Below are 21,666 nucleotides of genomic sequence, written 5' to 3' on the forward strand. Positions count from 1 at the left end.
AGTCGCCATCTGGATAGCCAGATACCATGTCTGTCGCGGCGCGAAAAAGAAGACGTCTGCGGCGCCGCATGACGGACAGGCACCGACGATTCCCACCTCATTGTCATGGACAAAAGCATATCGGCGTCATCGCCGATACAACGGACCAAACGTTAAATTGTAACAATCGACAATTAATTGTTCTCAGTCAAGCGAATCGTAGCCAATCTGTAATATCATTTGCAAAAGTTTAGTGCCGTAGCAATAAGACACTTGCTTTCACGTAAGATCTGTTAATATTGCAATATTGCGTTTCGGAGATGCCTGAATGTCTACCCTCTTTGCCATCGCCCTCGCGGCGGCTACCACCGTGCAACCCAGCTGTTCCTGGGACCGGCCGGGCGCCAATCCGTATACCGGCAACACCGACGCCGCCATCGACCGTTACACCGACATCCCGGAACGCACGCGTGTCAAGCTGAAGTACCGCATCACCTACGGCAATCCGGACGAGACCGTCAACATCACACGCGACGCGATCACCGGCAAATACGTCTACGACGCGCAGATCCGCGACATGCACTTCGGCGCGGCCTCCGTCTGCCATACCGTCACGCGCAGCAAGTGGGCAGCCAGCCGCAGCGAACCAGGCGCCGTTTATTGCGCAGATCAACATTGCATCCTGGTGCCGAAAATCTGCGGAAACGTCAGCCGCATCGTGCGGCCCCGTCCGGCCGTGGCGCAAGTGCCGCCGCCGGCCGCCTTGACGCCGCCGAACTTTAACGAGCATGTCGGTGACAGCGATCTTGGCCTGCTGGATGCGCCCATCATCGAAGACGTGCCCACCCTGCGCACTGCCGGCTTCCTGCCGCCGCCGCTAGTGGTGCGCGCGCCGGTCGAGGAACGCCCGGTCGAACGGGGCTTCACGGCGCCGCCCGTGCCGGTCAACCAGCCGATCTATCCGGGCACTGGCGTGCGTCCGCCGCCGCTGCCACAGCCCGGATCGCCGGTCGCCCCGGTGCCGGAACCGGAAACCTACGCCATGCTGCTGGCCGGCCTGGGCCTGCTGGGCTTCGCGGCCCGCCGCAAGCATCGCGCCGCCGCTGCGGCAGCCGCCGGCAAGGCCGCCTGAGCCTCAGAGCGGGCGGCGCGGGGCCGATTACGCCACAGGCCGGTCATTGCCGCACGCGACGCCCCCCGCGTCGTTTATAATTTCAGCATATTTGCACGCCGCGAGGGACGAAAGTCCGCTCGCCGCCTGCGTTTTTACCGTTTACCTTGCTGATTGCGATCCTCTATGTCTATCTCCATCAAATCCGCCGAAGATATCGCCGGCATGCGCGTGGCCGGCCGCCTTGGCTCCGAAGTGCTCGACTACATCACCCCCTTCGTCAAGGCCGGCGTGACCACCGGCGAGCTGGATCGCCTTTGCCACGAGTACATGGTCAACGTCCAGGGCACCATCCCGGCGCCGCTGAACTACTGCCCGCCCGGCTACACGCCCTATCCGAAGGCGATCTGCACCTCGGTCAACGACGTCATCTGCCACGGCATCCCGGGCGACAAGGTGCTCAAAAGCGGCGATTCGGTCAACCTCGACATCACCGTCATCAAGGATGGTTACCACGGCGACAACAGCCGCATGTTCCTGATCGGCGAGCCGTCGATCATGACCAAGCGCCTGTCCGACATCACCTATGAATGCATGTGGCTGGGCATCGCCAAGGTCAAGCCGGGCGCGCACCTGGGCGACATCGGCCACGCCATCCAGCAGCATGCCGAAAAAGCCGGCTACAGCGTGGTGCGCGAGTTCTGCGGCCACGGCATCGGCAAGATCTTCCACGAGGAACCGCAGGTGCTGCACTACGGCCGTCCGGGCACGCTCGACGAGCTCAAGCCGGGCATGATCTTCACCATCGAGCCGATGATCAACGCCGGCAAGCGCGAAATCCGCGAAATGGGCGACGGCTGGACCATCAAAACCAAGGACCGCAGCCTGTCGGCGCAGTGGGAACACACCATCCTGGTCACCGAGACCGGCTACGAGGTGCTGACCTTGTCGGCCGGCAGCCCGCCGCCGCCGGCGTTTATCACGAACGCCGGCACTGCGGCGTCGGCCACGCCCGTCGCGGCGTAACAGCGCATGTCGGCCGTCATGAAGAACGAGCTGCGCGAGCAGCTCAAGCGCCAGCTCAAGGCCGAACGCCAGATCGTCATCGCCGGCTTCCAGGCCGACGGCATGCCGGAAAAGCTGCTGCGCAGCCTGCGCCAGAGCGTCGACGCGGTCTTGACGACGGCCTGGCACGAGGCGCGCCTGCCGGCCAACACGGCGCTGGTCGGCGTGGGCGGCTACGGCCGCGGCGAGCTGTTCCCTTATTCCGACGTCGACCTGCTGATCCTGCTGGAAGAAGCGCCGGACGCCCCCACCACCGAAAAACTGGAAGAACTGGTGCAGTTGCTGTGGGACCTGGGCCTGGAGATAGGCCACAGCATCCGCACCGTCGATGAATGCCTGACCGAGTCGGCCGCCGACATCACCGTGCAAACCAGCCTGCTCGAGGCGCGCGTGATCTGCGGCGACGAACAATTGTTCGAACAGCTGCAGCGCCGCTACGACGCCGCGATGGACCCGCGCGCCTTCTACCACGCCAAGCTGCTGGAGATGCGCCAGCGGCACGCCAAGTACGAGGACACCGCCTTCAGCCTGGAGCCGAACTGCAAGGAAAGCCCGGGCGGCCTGCGCGACCTGCAGGTGATCCTGTGGCTGGTCAAGGCCGCCGGCCTGGCCAACTCCTGGCGCACCCTGGCCACCAGCGGCCTGATCACGCAGACCGAGGCCAAGCAGCTGATGGAAAAGGAGCGCGCCTTCAAGGACATCCGCGTGCGCCTGCACCTGCACGCGGGCCGGCGCGAAGACCGCCTGGTTTTCGACATCCAGACCGCCATCGCCGAGTCGCTGGGCTTGCAGGCCACCGGCAGCGGCCCGGGCATGCGCCGCGCCAGCGAATACCTGATGCAGCGCTACTACTGGGCCGCAAAAACCGTCACCCAGCTCAACACCATCCTGCTGCAAAACATCGAGGAACGGCTGTTCCCGCAGGAAGAGCTGGCCGTGCCGATCAACGAGCGCTTCAACGACCTGAATGGCTTGATCGACATGCGCGAGGACGACACCTTCGCCCGGCGGCCGTCGGCCATCCTGGAAATCTTCGTGCTGATGACCGAGCGCCCGTCGCTCAAGGGCATGACCTCGCGCACCATGCGCGCGCTGTGGCACGACCGCTTCCTGATCGACACGGCGTTCCGCGCCGATCCGGCCAACCGCGCGCTGTTCCTGCGCATCCTGCAGGCGCCGCAAGGCATCATCCACGCGCTGCGGCGCATGAACGATTTGTCGATCCTCGGCCGCTACCTGCCGAACTTCCGCAAGATCGTCGGCCAGATGCAGCACGACCTGTTCCACGTCTACACGGTGGACCAGCACATCCTGATGGTGGTGCGCAACATGCGCCGCTTCACGATGGCAGAGCACGCGCACGAGTACCCGTTCTGCAGCCAGCTGATGGCCAACTTCGCGCAACCGTGGCTGCTGTACCTGGGCGCGCTGTTCCACGACATCGCCAAGGGGCGTGGCGGCGACCACTCCAAACTGGGCACGGTCGACGCCCGGCAGTTCTGCACCGAGCACGGCATGAGCGCCGAGGACACCGAACTGGTGGTATTCCTGGTCGAGCAGCACCTGGCCATGTCGCAGGTGGCGCAGAAGCAGGACCTGTCGGACCCGGACGTCATCGCCGCCTTCGCCAAGACGGTGGGCGACGAGCGCCACCTGACCGCGCTGTACCTGCTGACGGTGGCCGACATCCGCGGCACCAGCCCCAAGGTGTGGAACGCCTGGAAGGCCAAGCTGCTCGAAGACCTGTACCGCATCACCCTGCGCGTGCTGGGCGGCGAGCCGCACAGCGCCGACCATGAACTGAAGAACCGCCAGCAGGAGGCGCTGGCCACGTTGCGCCTGTACGGCCTGGGGCCGGACGCGCACGAAGCCTTCTGGCGCCAGCTCGACGTCGCCTACTTCCTGCGCCACGACGCCTCCGACATCGCCTGGCAGACGCGCGCGCTGTACGACCGCTTCACCAGCGACAAGCCGGTGGTCAAATGCCGCCTGGCGCCGATCGGCGAAGGCTTGCAGGTCGCCGTCTACATCCGCGACCAGCCGGACCTGTTCGCGCGCATCTGCAGCTATTTCGACCGCAAGAACTTCAGCATCCTCGACGCCAAGATCCACACCACGCGCCACGGCTACGCGCTCGACACCTTTCTGGTGACCGAGCAGAACTTCGCCAAGAGCTACCGCGACATCATCAACCTGATCGAGCACGAGCTGTGCGGCGCGCTGACCCATCCGGAGCCGCTGTCGATGCCGGGCAAGGGCCGGCTGTCGCGCCTGTCGCGCACCTTCCCGATGCAGCCGACGGTGGACCTGCGCCCGGACGAGCGCGGACAGTACTACCTGCTGTCGATCGCCGCCAACGACCGCACCGGGCTGCTCTATTCGATCGCCAACGTGCTGGCCAAGTACCGGGTCAACCTGCATACGGCCAAGGTCATGACCCTGGGCGAGCGGGTCGAGGACGTGTTCCTGATCGACGGTCCGGCGCTGGGCAATGCGCGCAGCCAGCTGCAGCTGGAAACCGATTTGCTTGAAGCGATCAAGGTTTAAACCACACCGTTCACCATTATAGAAAAGCATCATGTCAGAAGAATTATTACGCCTGTCCAAACGCATGTCCGAACTGGGCCTGTGCTCGCGCCGCGAAGCCGACGAGTGGATAGCGCGCGGCTGGGTCCGTGTCGACGGCCAGGTCATCTCCGAGCTCGGCAGCAAGGTTTACCCGAGCCAGAAAGTCACCGTCGAGCGCCAGGCCGCCGCCGAACAATCGAAGCGCGTGACCGTGCTGATCAACAAGCCGATGGGCTACGTCAGCGGCCAGGCCGAGGACGGCTACCAGCCGGCCGTGGTGCTGGTCAAGCCGGAGAACCGCTGGCCGGACGATCCGTCGCCGGAACTGTTCCACCCTGCCCAGCTGCGCTCGCTGGTGCCGGCCGGCCGCCTCGACATCGACTCCGTCGGCCTGCTGGTGCTGACCCAGGACGGCCGCGTGGCCAAGCACCTGATCGGCGAGACCACCAGCGTCGACAAGGAATACCTGGTGCGGGTGGAATACACCAAGCCGGGCAAGCTGCCCGACAGCGACCTGAAAAAGCTCAACCACGGCCTGTGGATGGACGGCAAGCCGCTGCTGCCGGCCAAGGTGCGCTGGCAAAACGACGACCAGCTCAGTTTTACGCTGCGCGAAGGCAAAAAGCGCCAGATCCGCCGCATGTGCGACATGGTCGGCCTGAAAGTGATCGGTTTGAAAAGGGTCCGCATCGGCAAGGTCAAACTGGGCGACCTGCCGGTCGGCCAATGGCGCTATCTGCGTCCCGAAGAACAGTTTTAAGCGGCGTGCGGGGGCGCCGACGGCCCCCTCCCCCGAGCCGCGCGTGGATCAAACCGCACATTCGGCGAAATATTCTCACCGGTTATTGCTATTTAGCAAGCCAAGTGCGCGAATAACTTGTAAACTGTTCGAACCGACCTCGCATTGCTGAAGTCATAATCAAAGAGATATGCCGTCGTGAACGATCCAATACCCAATGAAATTCGCCGCGGCCCGCCCAGCCTAAAAGACGCTGTGGAGCCCATACCGGCGGGTTCGAAGCCGCATGACATCACCGATGAGCATGACATCGGCGACTCGCTGACCCTGCTCGCCGACAACGGCGACCCGGTGTCGATCTACCCGGCCAGCTCCAACAACGTGGTGATGGCGCGCATCCGCTCGGTGGACCCGGAAAATCCGCACTTCGTACTCGAACTGAACGAGGGCGAATTCCTGCCGCCCGGCGAGGCGACCTTTGTCGCCTGGCTGCGCTCGGCGAAGATCCAGTTCAAGCTGACGTCCGACGACTGGGCCTGCCTGCCCGGCACGCCGACCCTGATCCCGCTGGGCTTCCCACTCAAGTGCATGGTACTGAACCGGCGCGCCTCGACCCGGCTCGAAACGCCGCTGGGCATCTACTACATGGCCTCATTCGTGTTGAACGGCAAACCGTACGAATTGCAACTGTACGACTTCTCGTCGGGCGGCGTCGGCATGCGCGCACCGCCACGCGACTGCGTCGGCCTGCACGTGGGGCGCAAGCTGCAGCGCGTACGGCTCGAGCTCGGTCCCGATTCGGTCATGATCGCCGACCTCGAGGTGCGCCTGTCGCGCACCTTCCGCTCCTTCCTGCTGGGCGAACAAGTGCAGATCGGTTGCCAGTTCACCAATCTGTCGCCGGCCATGCAGGACGAGCTGACCCGCCTGCTCGACAAGCTCAACGCCAGCCGGCACCGATAGCCGCAGCACCACAATGGTGCGGCCGTCCACGGCCGCACCGCGATGGGGCGCCACGCCCGCAAGCATCGCGCTCCGCATGTTTGTTTATCGGCATATTTCTTGCTTGAAAGTCAGGAGTATAACGATAAGCCAGACAGGGAGCACATGAGCACCACCGCGGCAGAGACCGAACCGCCCCAGCGCATCGTCAAGATCCGGCGCGACTACAACACCTGGGTGGCCAACGAAACGATCGAGGATTACGCGCTGCGCTACACCCCGCGCTCGTTCCGCAAATGGTCGGTGTTCCGCGTCTCCAACACCGCCTTCGGCGCCATCTCTTTTTTGGTGCTCGAAGCAATCGGCGGCACCATCACCGTCAACTACGGCTTCATCAACGCCCTGTGGGCCATCATGGCCGTCGGCCTGATCATCTTCCTCACCGGCCTGCCGATCAGCTACTACGCGGCAAAATACGGCGTCGACATGGACCTGCTCACGCGCGGCGCCGGCTTCGGCTATATCGGCTCGACCATCTCCTCCTTCGTCTACGCCTCGTTCACGTTTATTTTGTTCGCGCTGGAGGCGGCCATCATGGCCTACGCGCTGGAACTGTATTTCGGCCTGCCGCTTTATCTGGGCTACATGGTCAGCGCGCTGGCCGTCATTCCGTTGGTGACGCACGGCGTGACCCTGATCAGCCGCATCCAGATGCTGACCCAGCCCGTATGGCTGATCCTGATGGCCCTGCCCTTCGTCGCCATCCTGCACAAGCAGCCGGAATTGCTGCCGCAGCTGATGGACTACGCCGGCCGCTCCGGCCAGAACGGCCAGTTCAATGTGCTGATGTTCGGCGCCGCCACCGCCGTCGGCGTGGCGCTGATCACGCAGATCGGCGAGCAGGTCGACTTCCTGCGCTTCATGCCGCCCAAGACCGACCAAAACCGCGTGCGCTGGCACATGGGCGTACTGATCGCGGGGCCGGGCTGGATCTTGCTGGGCATCGTCAAGATGCTGGGCGGCGCACTGCTGGCCTTCCTCGCCATCAGCAGCGCCGTGCCGCTGGACCTGGCCGTCAACCCCACGCATATGTACCTGGCCGGCTATAGCCAAGTGTTCGCCGATCCGCGCTGGGCGCTGCTGGCCACCGCGCTGCTGGTGGTGATCTCGCAGGTCAAGATCAACATGACCAACGCCTACGCCGGCTCGCTGGCGTGGTCGAACTTCTTCGCGCGCCTGACGCACAGCCATCCGGGCCGCGTGGTGTGGGCCGTGTTCAACGCGCTGATCGCCGTGCTGCTGATGGAGCTCGACGTGTTCCAGGCGCTCGACCAGGTGCTCGGGCTGTACTCGTGCATCGCCATCTCGTGGATCACGGCGGTGGTGGCCGACCTGGTGGTCAACAAGCCGCTGGGCCTGAGCCCCAAGGGCATCGAATTCCGCCGCGCCTATTTGTACGACATTAACCCGGTCGGCGTCGGGGCCATGGTGCTGGCGTCGGCGCTGTCGGTGGCCGCCTTCATGGGCGTGTTCGGCCACCAGGCGCAGGCCTTCTCCGCTTTCATCGCGCTGCTCACGGCGCTGGTGGCCGCGCCGCTGATCGCCATCGCCACCAAGGGCAAATACTATATCGCCCGCCAGCCCGGCGTGGTGCAGAAGACCTGCGTGATCTGCGAAAAGGAGTACGAGGCCGAGGACATGGCGCACTGCCCGGCCTATCAAGGTTCGATCTGTTCCCTGTGCTGCTGCCTGGACGCGCGCTGCAACGACGTCTGCAAGCCGCACGCCAAGGTGTCGGCGCAGTGGCAGCAGGCGATGCAGGCTCTCTTGCCCAAATCGCTGTGGCGCTATCTGGGCAGCGGACTGGGACACTATCTGCTGCTGATGATCGTCACGGTGCTGTTCCTCGGCGCCCTGCTCGGATTGATCTACTACCACGAGCAATCGGTGCTGCCGCCCGGCGACGCCGCGCTGCTGCCGCAACTGCGGCTGGTGTTCCTCAAGATCTTCGCCGCGCTCCTGATCACCAGCGGCATCGTCGCCTGGTGGCTGGTGCTCACCAGCGAAAGCCGCCGCGTGGCGCAGGAGGAATCGAACCGCCAAACCGGCCTGCTGACGCGCGAGATCGAATTGCATAGCCAGACCGACGCCCAGCTCCAGCAGGCCAAGAAGACCGCCGACCTGGCCAACCAGGCCAAGAGCCGCTACATCGCCGGCATCAGCCACGAAATCCGGACGCCTTTGAGTTCGATACTCGGCTACGCCCAGCTGCTCGACAACGACCCGTCGATCCCCGAGCACCGCCAGCAGGCCATCCGCGTGATCCGCAGCAGCGGCGAGCACCTGCTGTCGCTGATCGAGGGCACGCTCGATATCGCCCGCATCGAGGGCGGCAAGCTGACCTTCGACACCAAGGAAATCAACTTCCCCGACTTCATCGGGCAGCTGGTGCGCATGTTCGAACTGCAGGCGGCCAACAAGGGCCTGACCTTCCGCTACGAGTTGACCGGCGCGCTGCCGCGCATCGTGCGCGCCGACCGCAAACGCCTGGGCCAGATACTCATCAACATCCTCGGCAACGCCGTCAAGTTCACCAGCGAGGGCGGCGTGGTGCTGCGGTTGAAGTACGCGCGCGAGATCGCCTCGTTCGAGATCGAGGACTCGGGCCCCGGCATCCTGCAGGAAGAACTGGACCACATCTTCGAGCCTTTCACGCGCGGCAGCGCCAGCACGCACGCCAACGCCAGCGGCACAGGCCTCGGTCTGCCGATCAGCAAAATGCTGACGCAGCTGATGGGCGGCGAAATGAAAATCCGCAGCGCGCCTTTGCAGGGCAGCTTGTTCCACATCCGCCTGTTCCTGCCCAGCGTGCACGTCACAGGCAAGGCGCTGCGGGAACTGGAGGCGCCGGCGCAGCAGCGCACCGGCTATCGCGGCCCGCGCCGGCGCATCCTGGTGGTCGACAACGAACGGGTCGACCGCGAACTGCTGCTCAACATCCTCGCGCCGCTGGGGTTCGAGATCGCACAGGCGGCGTCCGGCCTGGAATGCCTCGACCTGCACGCCGCGTTCCAGCCGGACCTGATTTTGATGGACCTGGCCATGCCGGGCATGGACGGCTGGGAGGCCAGCTACATCCTGCGCCGCCGCCAGTTGTCACAGGTGCCGATCGCCATCGTCTCGGCCAACGCCTTCGACAAGGGCATGGAGAACGCCGCCGGCATCAAGGCCGAAGACTTCATCATCAAACCGGTCAACGTCGGCGAGCTGCTGGACTGGATCGGCCGACGCCTCGCGCTGGATTGGATCACGCAGCCGCGCGCGGAGGCGATCAGCAGCGAGATGCCGGCTGCCGCGGGTCCTGCGGCCATGGTGATGCCGCCGGCCGCGCAGATGGCGGCGCTGGAGGAATTGATACGCATTGGCTATGTACGCGGCATCCAGTCCAAGCTCGATGAGATCGACGCGCTCGACGCCCAGTACTCCCGCTTCACCCACGCCATGCGCGATTTTGCCAAACGCTTTCAGCTGGATGCGATGGCCGACTTTGTCCGAAAGAATAAGAGCGATGAACTTCAACATTGAACCCGCGCGCGGCAACCTGGTACTGGTGGTCGACGACGTCCCGGAAAATCTCGCCGTGCTGCACGACGCACTGGACGAATCGGGTTTCACAGTGCTGGTGGCGAACAACGGCGAGGCGGCGTTGCAGCGCGCCGCCGAAGCGCAGCCGGACATCATCCTGCTCGACGCCATCATGCCCGGCATGGACGGCTTCGAAGCATGCCGCCGGCTGAAAGCCAATCTGGCCACGCGTCATATTCCGGTGGTGTTCATGACCGGCCTGACGGAGGCCGAGCATGTGGTGGCCGCCTTCGAGGCCGGCGGCAACGACTACGTCACCAAGCCGCTGCGCACCGGCGAGGTGCTGGCCAGGATCGCCGCCCACATGCAGACGGCGCGCCTGATGGACCAGGCCCGCAGCGCGCTGGACGCCTTCGGCAATGCGGTCATCGCGATGTCGCCACGCGACGGCAAGATCGTCTGGCAAACGCCTCTGGCGCGCACCTTGATGCAGGGGTATCTGGTCGACGCCGAGTTACCAACGTGGCTGGCGGCGACGCAGGCCGCGCATAGCCAAGGCCAGTCGCATCCGCCCTTGACGCTGGCGCGCGGCGCGCGCAGGTTGATCTTCTCGGCGGCGGAGTTCAGCGAGGACGAACAATGGATGATCGTGCTGCGTGAGGAATCGGACGTCGCGCAAATCGAAAAGCTGATGGCCGCGTTCAAACTGACGCAACGCGAATCGGAGGTGCTGAATTGGCTAATCAAGGGCAAGACCAACCGCGATATCGGCGAGATTCTCGGCACTAGCCCGCGCACGATCAACAAGCACCTGGAGCATGTGTTCGTAAAGCTTGGGGTGGAGACGCGCACCTCGGCGGCGGCTGTCGCCATGACCAAATTGCGCGCCGGCGGCAGAAACGAGGAGCTTGAACGCTCATGATACCAGCACTGCTTGCGGGAGGAACGACGACTTCGCAATGTAAGGCCAGCTCAACTTAAACTTCCACACGACGGCCGAACGGCCAACGGCAGCTTCCGCCCCAAAGCCGCCGGTCGATATTCTGCAAAATTAACTACTTACTAGGTTTTATCCAACGTTATCGGTTGCCAAGTGCCGTCGATTCTTCGAAATAGCTCACTTGTTAAGGGATGGTCGCCACCTTGAACGCGGTCAGATAATGCATCCAATTCGGGTATAGCAAATACATTTTTTGCATCTCCAAACGCCAGAATATCTCTATACGGAAATGCCGCAACGAAACCATTTGGAGCCAATTCGGAATACCATGTGCTCCAGAATTGGTCGCATAACAACAAGCTTGCTTCAAAATTTCCGCCGCACAGGACTGCAAAGATGTTTCCATATTGCCGGACTTCTGCTTTTTCGCACGCGAATCGAGCCAAATTTCCCCTAGCGCTCCCGTCCAACTCTTCGATAGACATGCCCGCTTCGGCCAAGTGCCTATTTTGAACATAGGAAAAATGCTCTCCTTCGTCCACAAAATACGCAACCAAAAGACCGTGCCCTATCGACCTTAGGACCGGACTATCTTCGAAGCCTAGAACGACTTCATTGGGGCCTTCTCCAATCACCTCCATCTTCAAATGTGCAATTGCTCGAAGACAGAACTCCCTAGAATTTGATGAGCTCACAGAATCCTTCTCGATTAAAATTTTATCACTGCTAAATACCGTCACGAACGGCGGCTTTTGGCCGCTGTCAGACTCAGTGCAACACGCCCCATGATTCACACACGCCGCCGAACCGGGCCGCCATTTCGGAGACGGATTTTTGGTTAAAAATAACTAATTCGTACGTCGGCACAGCATTTAAAACGAATTGTACATATCCGTCTCCACTTGAATCAGGGGAATAAATCTTCACATGCTTAAATTGCGAACGAAGCATACTCACTAGTTCTTCGGACGGTGGCCATGAATCAAAATCCACATTAAAGTCGATATCGACAGCCTTATCGAAGTCAAACCCACTTTTCTGCATTCTACGAAAAACATCTCCATCTGCGTCATTGGGCCAGCGTGTTTTTGAAAACATTCATTCGCTCCTAAAAATACGGTCGTCCGAAAATGGTCGGTTGGTGTCGAAACATTAGATACACTTCCCGCGCACCTTGGCGACAGCTATGAACGGCAGCGCTAGATATCCGCCGAGAAGAAATGTAGGTTGACGCTTTAGTCCTTCTGAGTGAAGACAATCCGGCACCTTCGCTTCAATAAAAGCAGCAGTCATAATGTTCGTATTAGTTGAGCTGAATGCTATGGCGCTTTGATAACGAGGCGGCGGTGTTACTTCGTTTTTTTGCGTTTCAGCGACTGCTTTACTTATCGAGGGATCCACGTGCCCCAGCATCGCCGTCCAGCGCACGTCTGATGTGACGGCATCATCCAATAGATCTTTAACGTTCTCGGCAGAATCAGCCGCCGTGGAAAACATCAAAATGCTTAGAAAGATTAGTTTCACAACGTGCTTCCTCCGCGAGTAGATGAGGCTTTAACCCAATAGGTCCGTTAGTGGCCGGTTGCCCTCTGTGGCCTAACGCGTTCATTTTTCGAAAACAATACTATATCCTGTTAATCAGGCACTCTAATACCTTGCTTACGGGCCTCGGCAAGAACATTCAGCAGTTCCAGCCGCGGAAGAGCACTACCGCCGACTAGCCTCAGCACTTCCTCGCGATTCGTATCGCTTGGGGCGATTAGGACCCGAAGGGTTTTCGGGTTCACTACGCCCCAATTGGCGAGGTCCTTGCAGCCCGTGCCACCGCAAAATGCTTGAAAAATGACTAGCGATTGGGACGTGTCTTTGACCAAACACTGGCCACCAACAAAGTCAATATTCCGATAGCGCAATACAGTAATTGCTTCGTCACGCGAGACGGTAACGATCGCCTCTAGACGTTCTTCCCACACTGGACTTTCACGCGCAACCACCTCGATGCGAACCTCTGCACCATCGCAAGAGAAGACTTGCGCCGCAAAGGAACGACCCGCGACTAATAAGGCGAGTACAGATAACGCGAATGCAGCTAAACGCATTCCATCTCCTACGTTTGGTGAATCTCAGCTTTCTAAACCCCGAGTGCCCATTGAAAGGACAGCTCATGGCCGACGCTTGTCGCTAGTGCTCCAGACAACAAGATTATAACGCGCACATCCATCAGCAATAACTCAACGATGCCCGTTTCTCTTGCCAGTCCCTTCGAATGGCCGCCAGCGATGCGAGCCACAAACTCAATGCCGCTGCGATTCCGGCTATCTCGCCGCCGACCGGTGCGCCGACAAGGAAGCCGATGATGGCAGACGCCAGCAGTACAGCTCCGAGCACATAAAAAGGACGGAAAGAAGCGGCGCGGGCTATCGGGAGGAAATGAAGGCCGACGACAAGAGCAATCGCCGGCAAAAGCAAGTCGTCACGATGCAGGTTGGCTACAACGTTCGAAGCGAGAAAGATACCGATGCCCTCGCCGATGCTACTCCACATCAGCGCTTTTTTAGTTGCTTCGGAAAGGACGACACCGTTGCCCTTCAGGCGCATCGTATGTAAAGCGGCCGCTGCGATGGCAAGAAAAACCACAAAAGGCAATGCCAGCATGAGGCCCAGGACCCGCCATTGCAAATGCATAGTCAGCGCAGCGAAGACCGCACCGAAAAATCCCATAATGACTGCACCGCGAGCGCCCAATTCACCCTCCTCAAAACCGTTATCGGACAATTAGCATGGAGCATACAGTAATGCAATGCAGTAGAAAGACGCGGATTGTCACACTGCCGCCTGCATAACATCCCTGCTACCCCATCCAATCGGCAGCACGCACGGCCCATCCCGCTTGGCACGCGGTCCGATGCCACATCAGTGAAGTCTTGACTTCACTATTCAATCTACATAAACTGAAGCCTCAACTTCACTATCGGAGAAAGATTATGGCTCAGTCAGCGCAATTCGATACCTTCACCATGGAACGTACCTTCGCCGCCCCGCTGGCACGCGTGTTTCAGGCGTTCAGCGATCCGCTCCAGAAGAAGCGCTGGTTTGCCGAAGGCGCCCAGCATGAGATCGAGCACTACGACATGCAATTCGAAGTTGGCGGGCGCGAACTGGCGCGCTACCGCTTCAAGCCCGATACGCCCTTCGCCGGAGTGACGCTGGAATCGGACGGATATCTCCTCGATATCGTGCCGCAACAGCGCATCGTCGCCGCCGCGACGATGGCGATGGGCGGCCGCCGTTTTTCTGCGTCCTTGCACACGTTCGAGTTCTTCAGCGACGAATCCGGCGCCACCCGCCTGGTCTTCACCCATCAGGCGATGTACGGCGACGGTGCGGACGGCCCGGAGATGCGACGGGCCGGCTGGCAGCAACTGTTGGACCAATTGCATGCTGCCGTAGCGGCCAACTAAAGGACTCGCATGAACCAAGTACAGGCAATGCACACGGACGCGGCGGACCAGGTTTTCGCCGCGCTGGGCGACGCCACGCGCCGCGCAATCGTCAAGTTGGTCGCGCAAGGGCCGCAATCGGTCAGCTCGCTGGCTGCGGCGCTGAATGTCACGCTTACCGCTATCTCCCAGCATCTTCGCGTACTGCAAACCTGCGGAATTCTGCAGACGCGCAAGGTGGGGCGCGTTCGCATGTGCGAGCTCGACGGCCACGGACTTGACGTCCTTGGGCACTGGGTAGCGGTCAACCGCCAGATGTGGGAACAGCGTTTCGATGCACTGGACGCGCTATTGCATGAGCACACGGAGGCGAAATGAAGCGTACTAATTCGCCACCGTGGAATAAGGCGCAATAACAGTCCAGCCTAACGTCGAATACAGGGCACGCCCAGCATCGGTCGCCACGAGAACCCGCCGCGTGGCGCCTGAGCGTTGCGCGGAACCCAGCGCCTCCATCATCGCCCTGCCCAACCCTCGTCGCTGATGCGCCTCCTCGACGATGATGCGGTCGAAAATGAATGTCCCGCCGTATTCGGCCGCATAGCCGCTGGCGGCCAGGTCGCCATCGACGCTGAAAATACGGGCCAGGGTGGTGCAGCCTTCCATGACCAATTCCTGCCGATACCCTGCAGGCAAGGCGGGTCGCGCATCCTGTGCGCCATCGTGGACCATGACGTGGGCGCCGGGCTGCAATTGCCATGCGGCCGGCACGAGTTCCAGCAGTTGTTCGGCAGGCCCGATCATTTTGATGAGGGTGCGCGATTGCGTAATCGATTTCGCCAGCTCGCGTATTTCCTGCACCGGTCCGGCGAACACATAGCGCCGAACTTCGATGTCCGATCCCGTGTCGACGCGCAGCCCGCCACTGTCGGCTACCGGCAGCGGCAAGCCGCGCGCGACCGACCGTGCGGCAAGCCAACCCGCCAGCAACTCGGGGGCGACGGCACTGGAGATATTCGGCTTGCCCATCGTAGGTCTGCGCTCCTGTCGACTAACCGGCGCTCACTGGCCGGCGGCGGCGCGATTCTTCGCCTGCTGCTCGGCCGCCTTCTCCGCCATGTCCTTGCCGGCGGCAATCGCCGTGGTGACCTGCTGCGTCGATAGTGGCCCCTTCAACGCCATTTCCACCTGGGCTTTGTAAGGATTGGGGAAATTCGGGTCGCTCCGTGCCAGCATCCGATCGAATATATCGCTCACCGCGTAGGTATAGCGCAGCGCCAGCGCCGGATCGGCGTCCAGCGTCCCGCCATAGCTGTACTCCCGCATCAAGGTCAACATGCTTATCATGTCGCCCGCCTCCGCGTGGGCCGTCAACAACTGCTCCGCCTCCAAGCGCCACGCCTTCACCAACGGATCGTCCGGCCGCGTCTTCAGCGCGCTGCGATCGCCGAACGGACCGACACGCAGGAACGCGTCGTCCGCCCCGCTCACCCCTGCCCTGGCGGCGATCGCCAGATGGTCAAGGCGCGACATCTTGATGCGCTCCGTGAGACCGGCACAAAGCGCCGTCTGCGCCCGATATTCCTCGTCGGTCAGCCCACGCAAAAACGTTGGGCTTTGTGGATCCTCCGTCAGTGCTATGCCCTTCTCCGCGAAGTCGATGCAGCCCTGCGCCAGCCAGTAAGCGCGCAACGCGTCGGCCGGCACGCCGGTGGAGACCAGAAGATCGATTTGAGTCGCCAGCGGCACACCCGTGGCGGCGGCTGGAAGATTGACACGGACCGTATCGGCCGATGGCGCATGGTGCGCGGCGCGCGGATTGGCCAGCCAGGCGTCTGCGGGGCGATGCGGCGACGCCGGCGCTCTCGCAGGCCGTGGAAAGCTGGAGTAAAAATACAGTGCGCACAGCGCGAACATCAACAACAGGAACGCGTACAGCGAATGCTTTACTTGCATGTGACGACGCGGCGCGGGCGCCACTCAAAAAGAAAACAAAGCAATGTAGCACAATATTTAACAGCGAAAATGCGCGCTTTGTCACAAAACGTTGCCGCGCCGACGGCCGAAAACCAGCCAGGGACGCTCAAGGCGCGGTACACATCCCCAGCATCAACATGGGCACGCAAGTCCACACGATGGCCACCAGCGCCAGCGCCGCCGACGCCAAATGGACCCAGACGACCAGGCGCACAGGCTGCGACGCGCGGCATGCCGGCCGTACCGCACGCGCCAGCAGAAGGGCCGCCGCGCCCAGCGCCAGCACCGACGCCACCGTCAGCGCCAAGCCTGGATCGGCACCGTGCTGGCAGGCCGCAGCCGTCCACGCATAGCAAAAAAAGAAGTGCGCCGCCCAGATCAGCAGCGGCGCCACCGCCAGCGTCATTTTACTCAAAAGCCGGTCTTGGGTGCGCATGATCATCCCATCAGTTTGGGCAGCCACTGCACCGCCGCCGCGATGACGATGCCTTGCAGCGTGGCGTAGTGCCACACCAGCGCACAGTTGTCGAGGGTCGCGCGGGCGGGCGGCGTCAGCCTGCCGGTCCAGGAACGGACCAACAGATAACCCGCCAGGATGAACAGCAGCACCGCATGCAGGCCCTGATAGGCCAGCATCGCCGCCACGGTCGCGCCCCACGCGTGCCCGGTCGGATCGAGACCCGCCAGCGCCTGGCCGCGCAGATCGAGTCCGAAGGAGCCCAGCATGCACGCCAACGCCAGCGCGATCGCCAGCCGCTGCCAGCCCTGTCCCCGGCGGGGCGCCTTGCGCGCCTTATCCGGCACGACGGCGCAGGTGCGCCGGGTCCATTCGATCAGCAGCGACCCGGCCAGCAGCAAACCACACGACAGCAGCGGCCAAAACGGTTCGGGCAGGCGACTGCCCGGCGGCGGGCATACCTCCAGCCGCATCGATATGTGGATATGGGCGAACAGGAAGGCGGCGAAGATGGTGCCGTCCACCACCAGCATGATGACCGTGCCCCACCACGAATGCGAGGCCGTGCCGGAGACGCCGACCGGCAACGACACGTCGTCGGAGACCTTGGCCGTGCGCTGCACCGGCGGTGTGTCCGACTGCCACATCCACGCCAGCACCGAGGCCACTGCCACGATGCCGCAGGCCCATGCGACCAAGGTCATTTTGATCGTCAGCAGCAGGAAGAAGCCGGCCGTGCCGACGGCGGCGGCGAACGGCCACCAACTGTCGCCCGGGAGCACCAGCAGATACAATGGGCGCGCCCGCACCGGGCTGGTGACGATGGACTCGCGCCGCCCGGTCGCGGTACCCGGCAACCAGTGCGCGCCCTCTTCCACCTCCCGCGCCAGTCGCGGCCTGTCCCACAAAGGCTCGCGCGACTCCACCTGCGGAATGCTGCGCGTGGCGTAATCGTCGGCCGGCAGCCATTCGAGCGTGGACGCGCGCCACGGATTGCCATGCTCGCGCTCCGGCAGGCGCAAGGTGCGCACCGCGTCGACGATAAACACCAGCACACCCAGCGCCAGCGCGAAGGCGCCGATGCTGGATACAAGGTTCAGAAGGTCCCATCCCATCTCGGGCGAGTATGTGTACACCCGGCGCGGCATGCCGAGCAAACCGGTGATATGCATCGGGAAGAACGCCAAATTCATCCCGCCGAACATCAACCCGAACACCCAGCGCGCGGCTGGCTCCGACATGCGGTTGCCGTTCACCAGCGGCATCCAGTAATACAGCGCCGCGAACATCGGGAACACCAGGCCGCCGATCAGCACATAGTGCAGGTGGGCGACGATGAAATAGGTGTCGTGCACCTGCCAGTCGAACGGCAGCACCGCCACCATCACGCCGGTCAGGCCGCCCAGCACGAAGATGAACATGAAACCGAGCAGGAACAAGGTCGGCGCGTTGATGCGCACCTGCCCGCGCCACAGCGTAGCGATCCACGCGAACACCTGCACGCCGGTGGGTATCGCCACCGCCATGCTGGCCGCCGACACCAGGCTCGTTTCAAGCAGCCCGAGGCCGGCGGTGAACATATGGTGCGCCCACAGCGCGAAACTGAAGAAGCCCACCGCCACCAGCGCGGCGACGATCGAGCGGTGCCCCACCAGCGGCGTGCCGGCCAGCGCCGGGATCATCGTCGACACCATGCCGGCGGCCGGCAGGAAGATGATGTACACCTCAGGGTGGCCGAAGAACCAGAACAGGTGCTGCCACAGCAGCGGGTCGCCGCCGCGCGCGGGAATGAAGAAAGGCCAGTCGTAGGCGCGCTCCAGTTCCAGCAAGGTGGTGCCGGCGATCACCGCCGGGAACGCGAACACGATCATCACGCCCACCACCAGCATGGCCCACGCGTACACCGGCATGCGGCCCAGGGTCATGCCAGGCGCCCGCGTAAACAAGATGCCGACAATCAGCTCGATGGCGCCGGCGATCGCCGAGATCTCGATGAAGCCTATGCCCAGCAACCAGAAGTCGGCGTTCAGGCCGGGCGAATACTCTTTGCCCGTCAGCGGCGGATACATGAACCAGCCGCCGTCCGGCGCCAGACCCCAGAACAGGCTGATGAAAAAACCGAGGCCGCCGACCGCGTAGGCCCAGAACGCGTAGGCCGACAGGCGCGGAAATGGCAGGTCGCGCGCGCCCAGCATGCCGGGCAACAGGAACACGGCGATCGCCTCGACCACGGGAATGGCGAACAGGAACATCATCACCGTGCCGTGCATGGTGAACACCTGGTTGTAGGTGCCGGCGCTGAGCAGCGCGCTCTCCGGAACCGCCAGCTGCGCCCTGATCATCAACCCCAGGATACCGGCGAGAATAAAGAACAGCAGCGCGGTGCCGATGTAAAGCAGCCCGATAGTGGTGTTGTTGACTGAAGTGAGGAAGGCGAGGCCGCGCGGCGTGCGCCAGACCCGTTCAAGTTGTTCGAGCTCTCCCGCCGGCCTTGGCAGGGAGCTGGGGAGATCGCGTACCGCCGTCATTTGAGCTGCTCCAGGTAAGCGGCCAGCGCGCGCAGGGTGGCGCCGTCCATGTCGGCGCTGGCGGGCATGCGCACGCCCGGCTTGGCGACGTGCGGATCGGCGATCCACGCCGCCAGCGCACCCTGCCCGTTGCGCAAGGTGCCCGCGCCCAGATACAGGCGGCTGCCGACGTGCGTCAGGTCCGGGCCCAGGGCGGCGACGCCGTTGTCCGACGTCGCGCTCCTGTTTGGTCCCGTGCGTATCGTATGGCAGGCGGCGCAACGCTGTTCGTCGAAGGCGCGCCGCCCGCGTTCGACTTCGCCTCCTTGTACCACGATGCCGGCAGGCCGCGCCTGCGCAGCCAGCCACGCGGAAAATTCGGCCGGAGACTGCGCCACGACATGCAAGGCCATGCGCGCGTGCTGCTCGCCGCAGTATTCGGCGCACTGCGCGCGGTACACGCCGGCGCGATCCGCCTGCAAGGTCATGCCGTTCACGCGGCCCGGCACCATGTCCACCTTGCCCGCCAGCGCCGGCACCCAGAAGCTGTGGATCACGTCGGCGCTGCTCAGGCCCAGATACACGGGCTGGCCGAGCGGCACGCGGATCTCGTTGGCCAGCACGATATCCTCGCCGCCGGCGGGATCGGTGTAGCGCACCTCCCACCACCACATGCGCGCGATCACCGATATCTTGATCGCGTGCTGGGACGTCGGCTGGCTCAATTGGGCGCTGCGCCAGGTGCCGAACACCAGCAACGCCGACAGCAGCACCAGCGGCAGCAACACGCCGCCGCCGACGATCCAGACCATCGGCCTTACCGGACGCCCGCCGCGAAGGCTCATCGCGCACAGGATCACCACGCCGATGAAGAGCAGCGTGCCGCCGATGAACAATACCCATGTCAGTTGCGCGATGACGGCGGCATCCGGTCCGGCCGGGTGCAGCGCCGATTGCAGCCACTCGGTTGGACTCGTGGATACGCTCATGGCAACGCGTACAGGTAGGCTGCCATGTCGCGGGCGTCCGCCTCCGAGACGCCCATGGCGGGCATCGCGGTGCCGGGCTTCAGGGACGCCGGATCGACGATCCAGCGCGCCAGCGAATCGGGACGATTGGGAATTTGGCCGGCGATATAACTGCGGCGGCCATAGCTCTCCAGCGCCGGTCCAAGCGTGCCGCGCGCCGCCGCCACGTCCGGGATTTGGTGGCAGGATCCGCATTGGTACTGCGCCAGCAGCAGCTTGCCACGTCCGACATCGCCTCCCGGCACCGGCGAACGCGCCTGCTCGCCGGTATCGCAGGCGGCCAACAACGCCAGTAGGGAGAAGGAAAGGATGCGCACGATTGGAACCTGCTCAAGCCAGTTGAATGGCTATAATACAAGAAACATATCATTTCGCTATTTTCAACAGAACACCAGCCGGCGCGGCGTTGTCGGCCCGTTCGGCGAAGGGCTCGAACGATGACGATGCACCGCCGACGACTCGTTTTGATCACCGTCGCCGCCACGCTGGCGACGCTCGGAGCGCTGGGCGCGGCCGTGGGCGCGGTGGTTTTCTTCGGCGGCTATTACGACATTTCCTCGACCAAGCTGCACTTCCAGCCGGTGCACACGGTGCTTGAACAGGGCATGCGCGAATCGGTGCGGCACTATGCGCGCGACATCCAAACGCCAACGTTCGTGGCGCAAGCCAAGGCGCGGGCGCCGTCGGGCGGCGTGTCATCTTCGCCGGCACTGCTGCGCGGAGCCGGACTATATCGAGACAATTGTGTGGTCTGCCACGGCGCGCCGGGCGTCGCACAGGACGATATCGGCAAGAGCATGCAGCCGGTGCCGGGACCTCTGGCAGACGCCTCGCGCCGCTGGCGTCCGAATGAACTGTATTGGATCACCCGCCACGGCATCAAGATGAGTGGCATGCCCGCGTGGGAATTCCATCTGGCGGACGAGGATTTGTGGGCGGTGGTCGGTTTTCTGGTCGCGCTGCCGGAGATGTCGCCGCAGGCGTATGCGGCCATTACCAAACAGGCCGGCGCGCAGCCGCGCGCCCCCCGTCCCGAGCGCGCCCACGCGGACGCCTTGCGTGGGCGGCTCGCGCTCAGTCAATACGCGTGCAACGCCTGTCATGTCATTCCTGGCGTGACCGGGCCGGATACCTTTGTCGGCCCACCGCTGAAAGACCTGGCGGCACGTAAATACATCGCCGGCCACCTGCCCAACAGCGCCGCCAACCTGGCGCGGTGGATACGCGATCCCCGGCAAATCAATCCGCAGACGGCAATGCCGGCGATGGACGTTACCGAATCGGACGCGCGCGACATGGCGGCGTATTTGCTTTCTCAATAGCGGGAA

General features: G+C 62.9%; 21 protein-coding genes. 10 read left to right on the forward strand and 11 right to left on the reverse strand.

Annotated elements, in window-relative coordinates; translation table 11 throughout:
- Positions 1 to 307 precede the first annotated feature (307 nt).
- The 7 genes from AC0IYS_RS18270 (at position 308) to AC0IYS_RS18300 (ending at position 10,911) form a co-directional block, all read left to right on the forward strand.
- On the forward strand, positions 308 to 1,111 hold the full coding sequence (locus AC0IYS_RS18270; RefSeq protein ID WP_471706509.1) for an MHFG family PEP-CTERM protein: 804 nt from the start codon (positions 308 to 310) through the stop codon (positions 1,109 to 1,111).
- A 165-nt stretch (positions 1,112 to 1,276) separates the two neighbouring features.
- Positions 1,277 to 2,116: a type I methionyl aminopeptidase gene (map, locus tag AC0IYS_RS18275; protein ID WP_471706510.1), complete on the forward strand. Its 840-nt coding sequence runs from the start codon at positions 1,277 to 1,279 to the stop codon at positions 2,114 to 2,116.
- 18 nt (positions 2,117 to 2,134) lie between these two features.
- The gene (locus AC0IYS_RS18280; RefSeq protein ID WP_471708903.1) at positions 2,135 to 4,702 is read left to right on the forward strand and encodes a [protein-PII] uridylyltransferase; all 2,568 of its coding nucleotides are present in this window, start codon (positions 2,135 to 2,137) and stop codon (positions 4,700 to 4,702) included.
- 31 nt (positions 4,703 to 4,733) lie between these two features.
- On the forward strand, positions 4,734 to 5,483 hold the full coding sequence (locus tag AC0IYS_RS18285; protein ID WP_471706511.1) for a pseudouridine synthase: 750 nt from the start codon (positions 4,734 to 4,736) through the stop codon (positions 5,481 to 5,483).
- 270 nt (positions 5,484 to 5,753) lie between these two features.
- Positions 5,754 to 6,425 (forward strand): flagellar brake protein, encoded by a 672-nt coding sequence (locus tag AC0IYS_RS18290; RefSeq protein WP_471708904.1) that lies wholly within the window; start codon positions 5,754 to 5,756, stop codon positions 6,423 to 6,425.
- 144 nt (positions 6,426 to 6,569) lie between these two features.
- Positions 6,570 to 9,989, forward strand: a complete 3,420-nt coding sequence (locus AC0IYS_RS18295; RefSeq protein ID WP_471706512.1) for a hybrid sensor histidine kinase/response regulator — start codon at positions 6,570 to 6,572, stop codon at positions 9,987 to 9,989.
- Positions 9,973 to 10,911 (forward strand): response regulator, encoded by a 939-nt coding sequence (locus AC0IYS_RS18300; RefSeq protein ID WP_471706513.1) that lies wholly within the window; start codon positions 9,973 to 9,975, stop codon positions 10,909 to 10,911. The genes AC0IYS_RS18295 and AC0IYS_RS18300 overlap by 17 nt, the downstream gene beginning before the upstream one ends.
- Positions 10,912 to 11,051: 140 nt before the next feature.
- Here the strand turns inward: AC0IYS_RS18300 and AC0IYS_RS18305 are convergent, their stop codons facing one another.
- The 5 genes from AC0IYS_RS18305 to AC0IYS_RS18325 form a co-directional block, all read right to left on the reverse strand.
- Positions 11,052 to 11,669: a DUF1444 family protein gene (locus AC0IYS_RS18305; protein ID WP_471706514.1), complete on the reverse strand. Its 618-nt coding sequence runs from the start codon at positions 11,667 to 11,669 to the stop codon at positions 11,052 to 11,054.
- Positions 11,670 to 11,697: 28 nt separating this feature from the next.
- Entirely contained in the window at positions 11,698 to 12,027 is a 330-nt protein-coding gene (locus AC0IYS_RS18310; RefSeq protein WP_471706515.1) for a ribonuclease E inhibitor RraB, read from the reverse strand.
- A 54-nt stretch (positions 12,028 to 12,081) separates the two neighbouring features.
- The gene (locus AC0IYS_RS18315; RefSeq protein WP_471706516.1) at positions 12,082 to 12,453 is read right to left on the reverse strand and encodes a hypothetical protein; all 372 of its coding nucleotides are present in this window, start codon (positions 12,451 to 12,453) and stop codon (positions 12,082 to 12,084) included.
- A gap of 110 nt (positions 12,454 to 12,563) precedes the next feature.
- Positions 12,564 to 13,028 (reverse strand): hypothetical protein, encoded by a 465-nt coding sequence (locus AC0IYS_RS18320; protein WP_471706517.1) that lies wholly within the window; start codon positions 13,026 to 13,028, stop codon positions 12,564 to 12,566.
- A 121-nt stretch (positions 13,029 to 13,149) separates the two neighbouring features.
- Entirely contained in the window at positions 13,150 to 13,704 is a 555-nt protein-coding gene (locus AC0IYS_RS18325) for a hypothetical protein (RefSeq protein ID WP_471706518.1), read from the reverse strand.
- A 209-nt stretch (positions 13,705 to 13,913) separates the two neighbouring features.
- Between AC0IYS_RS18325 and AC0IYS_RS18330 the strand changes: the two genes are divergently transcribed.
- Both AC0IYS_RS18330 and AC0IYS_RS18335 read left to right on the forward strand, forming a co-directional pair.
- Complete coding sequence (locus tag AC0IYS_RS18330; protein ID WP_471706519.1) at positions 13,914 to 14,390, forward strand: SRPBCC domain-containing protein; 477 nt, start codon at positions 13,914 to 13,916, stop codon at positions 14,388 to 14,390.
- 9 nt (positions 14,391 to 14,399) lie between these two features.
- Complete coding sequence (locus AC0IYS_RS18335; protein ID WP_471706520.1) at positions 14,400 to 14,747, forward strand: ArsR/SmtB family transcription factor; 348 nt, start codon at positions 14,400 to 14,402, stop codon at positions 14,745 to 14,747.
- Between the two features lie 6 nt (positions 14,748 to 14,753).
- Here AC0IYS_RS18335 and AC0IYS_RS18340 read toward each other — a convergent pair whose 3' ends face one another.
- The 6 genes from AC0IYS_RS18340 to AC0IYS_RS18365 all read right to left on the reverse strand — a co-directional run bounded on the left by AC0IYS_RS18340 (position 14,754) and on the right by AC0IYS_RS18365 (position 20,655).
- On the reverse strand, positions 14,754 to 15,398 hold the full coding sequence (locus tag AC0IYS_RS18340; RefSeq protein WP_471706521.1) for a GNAT family N-acetyltransferase: 645 nt from the start codon (positions 15,396 to 15,398) through the stop codon (positions 14,754 to 14,756).
- A gap of 33 nt (positions 15,399 to 15,431) precedes the next feature.
- Positions 15,432 to 16,325 (reverse strand): hypothetical protein, encoded by an 894-nt coding sequence (locus AC0IYS_RS18345; protein WP_471706522.1) that lies wholly within the window; start codon positions 16,323 to 16,325, stop codon positions 15,432 to 15,434.
- Between the two features lie 127 nt (positions 16,326 to 16,452).
- On the reverse strand, positions 16,453 to 16,782 hold the full coding sequence (locus AC0IYS_RS18350) for a hypothetical protein (RefSeq protein WP_471706523.1): 330 nt from the start codon (positions 16,780 to 16,782) through the stop codon (positions 16,453 to 16,455).
- Between the two features lie 2 nt (positions 16,783 to 16,784).
- Positions 16,785 to 19,331 carry a cbb3-type cytochrome c oxidase subunit I gene (locus AC0IYS_RS18355; protein WP_471706524.1) on the reverse strand — a complete coding sequence of 849 codons (2,547 nt, stop codon included), beginning with the start codon at positions 19,329 to 19,331 and terminating at the stop codon, positions 16,785 to 16,787.
- Positions 19,328 to 20,299 carry a cytochrome c oxidase subunit II gene (locus AC0IYS_RS18360; protein WP_471706525.1) on the reverse strand — a complete coding sequence of 324 codons (972 nt, stop codon included), beginning with the start codon at positions 20,297 to 20,299 and terminating at the stop codon, positions 19,328 to 19,330. Before AC0IYS_RS18360 ends, AC0IYS_RS18355 begins: the two co-directional genes overlap by 4 nt.
- Positions 20,296 to 20,655, reverse strand: coding sequence for a c-type cytochrome (locus AC0IYS_RS18365; RefSeq protein WP_471706526.1), 360 nt, complete (start codon positions 20,653 to 20,655; stop codon positions 20,296 to 20,298). Before AC0IYS_RS18365 ends, AC0IYS_RS18360 begins: the two co-directional genes overlap by 4 nt.
- Positions 20,656 to 20,775: 120 nt before the next feature.
- On the opposite strand from AC0IYS_RS18365, the gene AC0IYS_RS18370 reads away from it, so the two are divergent.
- The gene (locus AC0IYS_RS18370; RefSeq protein ID WP_471706527.1) at positions 20,776 to 21,660 is read left to right on the forward strand and encodes a c-type cytochrome; all 885 of its coding nucleotides are present in this window, start codon (positions 20,776 to 20,778) and stop codon (positions 21,658 to 21,660) included.
- Positions 21,661 to 21,666 lie beyond the last annotated feature (6 nt).

The sequence above is a fragment of the Duganella sp. AC237 genome, from assembly GCF_979254035.1.

Excerpts from the sequence above, each read along its gene's own strand:
- AC0IYS_RS18270 (WP_471706509.1), top strand. The coding sequence starts at position 308 with ATGTCTACCCTCTTTGCCATCGCCCTCGCGGCGGCTACCACCGTGCAA.
- map (WP_471706510.1), top strand. The coding sequence starts at position 1,277 with ATGTCTATCTCCATCAAATCCGCCGAAGATATCGCCGGCATGCGCGTG.
- AC0IYS_RS18280 (WP_471708903.1), top strand. The coding sequence starts at position 2,135 with ATGAAGAACGAGCTGCGCGAGCAGCTCAAGCGCCAGCTCAAGGCCGAA.
- AC0IYS_RS18285 (WP_471706511.1), top strand. The coding sequence starts at position 4,734 with ATGTCAGAAGAATTATTACGCCTGTCCAAACGCATGTCCGAACTGGGC.
- AC0IYS_RS18295 (WP_471706512.1), top strand. The coding sequence starts at position 6,570 with ATGAGCACCACCGCGGCAGAGACCGAACCGCCCCAGCGCATCGTCAAG.
- AC0IYS_RS18300 (WP_471706513.1), top strand. The coding sequence starts at position 9,973 with ATGAACTTCAACATTGAACCCGCGCGCGGCAACCTGGTACTGGTGGTC.
- AC0IYS_RS18310 (WP_471706515.1), bottom strand. The coding sequence starts at position 12,027 with ATGTTTTCAAAAACACGCTGGCCCAATGACGCAGATGGAGATGTTTTT.
- AC0IYS_RS18320 (WP_471706517.1), bottom strand. The coding sequence starts at position 13,028 with ATGCGTTTAGCTGCATTCGCGTTATCTGTACTCGCCTTATTAGTCGCG.
- AC0IYS_RS18330 (WP_471706519.1), top strand. The coding sequence starts at position 13,914 with ATGGCTCAGTCAGCGCAATTCGATACCTTCACCATGGAACGTACCTTC.
- AC0IYS_RS18335 (WP_471706520.1), top strand. The coding sequence starts at position 14,400 with ATGAACCAAGTACAGGCAATGCACACGGACGCGGCGGACCAGGTTTTC.
- AC0IYS_RS18340 (WP_471706521.1), bottom strand. The coding sequence starts at position 15,398 with ATGGGCAAGCCGAATATCTCCAGTGCCGTCGCCCCCGAGTTGCTGGCG.
- AC0IYS_RS18345 (WP_471706522.1), bottom strand. The coding sequence starts at position 16,325 with ATGCAAGTAAAGCATTCGCTGTACGCGTTCCTGTTGTTGATGTTCGCG.
- AC0IYS_RS18350 (WP_471706523.1), bottom strand. The coding sequence starts at position 16,782 with ATGCGCACCCAAGACCGGCTTTTGAGTAAAATGACGCTGGCGGTGGCG.
- AC0IYS_RS18355 (WP_471706524.1), bottom strand. The coding sequence starts at position 19,331 with ATGACGGCGGTACGCGATCTCCCCAGCTCCCTGCCAAGGCCGGCGGGA.
- AC0IYS_RS18360 (WP_471706525.1), bottom strand. The coding sequence starts at position 20,299 with ATGAGCGTATCCACGAGTCCAACCGAGTGGCTGCAATCGGCGCTGCAC.
- AC0IYS_RS18370 (WP_471706527.1), top strand. The coding sequence starts at position 20,776 with ATGACGATGCACCGCCGACGACTCGTTTTGATCACCGTCGCCGCCACG.